We start from the raw sequence: 3,133 nt of genomic DNA, 5'->3' as shown, positions 1-3,133 counted from the left end.
TTGCCCCTATCAGGTGCTATCTACAGCAATTTGGGGTCAACTCTACCCATTATAGGGGTTTGCTTGGGTCATCAAGCCTTGGGCCAGGTATTTGGCGGGAAAATTGTTTCGGCACCAGTATTGATGCATGGCAAAACCTCAGAGATTCATCATACTGGGGTTGGGGTTTTTCGGGGATTACCCAATCCTTTCACAGCGACTCGATACCATAGCTTAGTTATTGACCGTAGCTGCTGTCCTGATGTCTTGGAAATCACGGCTTGGGTGGATGATGGCACAATTATGGGAGTTAGACATCGGAACTATACACACATAGAAGGCGTCCAATTTCATCCAGAGAGTATTTTGACCTGTTCTGGTAAGCAACTTCTAAAAAACTTCTTAGAATCGCTGCCAGCATCTGCTACTCTCTCTATATCTCCCTGAAAATAAACTTGTTTCCAAGAAACCATGAAACGGCGACAGTTGATGCGCTATGTGAGTGCGGGTGTACTCACAACTCTTTCAACCGGCTTAGCTTCTGGACTCAGTTCTTACCAAGCACAGCCATCACGCAATGTATTGACAGTAAAGTGGCTTGGTCATACCTGCTTTTTATTTACTGGGGGTGGTGTGCGAGTTTTAGTCAACCCATTCCAAACCATTGGGTGTACGGCTAGATACAACTCACCAAAAGTAGAGGCAGATTTAGTCCTAATCAGTAGCCTACTACTAGATGAAGGAGCAGCGGAAGGTATACCGGGGAGTCCCCGGCTCCTATTTGAACCGGGTATTTTTCAAGTAAATGGGCTAAAATTCGAGGGAATTAGTATTCCTCACGACCGAGTCGGTGGACGTCGGTTTGGTAATAACGTGGTTTGGAAATGGACTCAAAATGGTATCAATATCCTACACCTGGGAGGAGCAGCAGCCCCTCTAGATATTGAGCAGAAAATTCTGATCGGGCGTCCTGATTTAGCTTTGATTCCAGTGGGAGGGGGACCAAAAGCCTACACCCCTCAAGAAGCTAAACAGGCATTTGATGTCCTTAAGGCAAAGATCATGATTCCTACTCATTTCCGAACCAAGGCCGCTGATGCCGAACAGTGTGATATTTTGCCAGTGGAGGAGTTCTTAACATTGATGAAGGACACACCCATACGCCGTGCCAAAAACGATACCATTACGATTAGCTCAGGGGATTTATCCCAAGATGGGTCAGTGATTCAACTAATGAGTTACAACTACAACTTTTAAATGCGCTTGCCTAGCCCCTTACCCAGACTGCAACCGCCTTTCTGGATTGGTGGAGTGGCGGTTTTAGGCATGATTTTCTGGATTGAAACCCTACGGCAGTTTGGGTTTGTTGTTCCAACTCCCTTTATACTTCTTTTCTTTGCTGTTGCCCTAACTGCCAGTATCGACGGATTACTTGCTGGAGTTACCAGTGCCACAGTATGGGCAATTTACCTGATCTATGCCTCTGCTGTTCACGTTGGTCCACCGAGTTTAACCGGGGGTTCAGTAGAGGTGAGTTTGGGGATTCTAGTTGTGGTCTTACTGGCTGTGCGGCTCGGCTGGATAAAAGACCAGAATCAGAAGCTGATCCAAAAGTTGCGACAAGCCAGCCTTGAGCTAGAACGACGGATTGAACAACGCACCGCTGAACTCTTAACCACCAATTCTAGACTCTCCAAGGAGATTCGCGGACGCATTCTGGCTCAAGAAGCCCTCGGAAAAAACGAATTGGCATTACAGTTAAGCCAAAATCGACTCGAAAGTATTTTGAGTTCCCTTGAGGATGTGGTTTGGTCCGTGCGCCCCCAAACCTCCAGACTGCTTTACCTCAACTCCGCTGTTGATAGTCTTTATGGTTATAGTATATCCGATTTTTTAGGTAACTCAAATCTTTGGCTAGAGGTAATCCACCCAGAAGACCGAGAACGAGTTCAGCAAAAGCGAAATTTTTTTAGCAATAACTCATTGCCGTTGTCACCCCAATCACTTCTGGCAATTGACGGTCAAGACTTAGAATATCGAATCGTGCGCTCTGATGGGCAGGTGCGCTGGATTCGTGATCATGTACAAATTCACACCGATGCCCATGGTATCCCGATACGCATTGATGGTATTGTCACTGACATTACCAAAGCCAAGCAAGTCGAGGAAGCTTTGGCAGAGAGTGAGCGGAAATTTCACGCCATCTTTGACCAGACCAGCCAATTTACATGGCTCCTGCAACCAGATGGTACCTTGCTCGAAGCCAACCAAACTGCCCTTAACTTTAGCGGATTAACTCCGTCAGAGATTGTGGGTAAGCCCTTCTGGCAAATCCAATGGTGGACACAGTCTACTCAAACCGAGAATTCTTTAAAAAATGCGATCGCTCAAGCAGCTAACGGTGAGTTTGTCCGTTATCAAGGGTCGGTGCTAGGGTTACAGGGTCAAGTGATCACGATGGAGTTTTCCGTGAAACCGTTGCGGGATGAGAACGGAAATATAGTGTTGTTAATCCTAGAAGGTCGAGATATTAGCGATCGCATCAGAGCAGAAGCAGCAACTAATGAAGCCCAACACAAGGATATACTGCTTAAAGAAATTCACCATCGGGTCAAGAACAATTTACAAATTGTCTCAGGACTCCTTTACCTCCAGTCCCGATATATAGATGATGAAAGTATCCTGGATATCCTCTGTGAAAGCCGCAATCGTCTCTAAGTCATGGCCTTAATCCATGAGAAACTTTATGGCTCTAAGAATCTGAGTCAGATTGACTTCCAAGATTATATTCAATCCCTGACTAAGGACTTATTAGGATCTTACGCCTGTACTAATAATCCCCCTACGATTAAGGTTAATTTTGTTCAGACATTTCTCAACATCGACAGGGCCATTACCTGTGGTTTAATTATTAATGAGTTAGTCTCCAATGCCCTCAAACATGCTTTTCCAGAAGAAGATGGCGGTGAAATTATTGTTGACTTTAAGTGCTGTGAGGATAACTATTTTGAACTGATCGTCAGTGACAATGGTCTTGGCATCCGAGAAGGTATAGATTTAGATAACCCCAACACCCTCGGTCTACGCTTAGTCCATACCCTAGCCACTAAGCAACTCAAAGGTGAAGTTGAGTTAGATACAAGTCATGGTGTTA

Annotated in this window: 3 protein-coding genes and 1 pseudogene; all 4 read left to right on the top strand. The window is 45.3% G+C overall.

Annotated features, from left to right (window positions below):
* Positions 1-426, top strand: a 426-nt coding sequence (locus F6K57_RS41200) for an aminodeoxychorismate/anthranilate synthase component II (protein WP_293074852.1), incomplete at its 5' end; no start/stop codon positions are given.
* 24 nt (positions 427-450) lie between these two features.
* Positions 451-1,236: an MBL fold metallo-hydrolase gene (locus tag F6K57_RS41195; RefSeq protein WP_075898460.1), complete on the top strand. Its 786-nt coding sequence runs from the start codon at positions 451-453 to the stop codon at positions 1,234-1,236.
* A pseudogene (locus F6K57_RS41190) lies at positions 1,237-2,742 on the top strand (PAS domain S-box protein); the annotation flags it as partial.
* Positions 2,740-3,133, top strand: a 394-nt coding sequence (locus F6K57_RS42380; protein WP_364306292.1) for a sensor histidine kinase, incomplete at its 3' end; no start/stop codon positions are given. The pseudogene F6K57_RS41190 and the gene F6K57_RS42380, both read left to right, overlap by 3 nt.

The sequence above is a fragment of the Moorena sp. SIO4A5 genome, from assembly GCF_010672005.1.
Taxonomy (GTDB): Bacteria; Cyanobacteriota; Cyanobacteriia; order Cyanobacteriales; family Coleofasciculaceae; genus Moorena.
Note: the sequence above shows the minus strand (reverse complement) of the source record. Positions and strands in the feature narration are given on the sequence as shown.

Coding starts and splice junctions, on each gene's coding strand:
- F6K57_RS41195 (WP_075898460.1), top strand. CDS start 451: ATGAAACGGCGACAGTTGATGCGCTATGTGAGTGCGGGTGTACTCACA.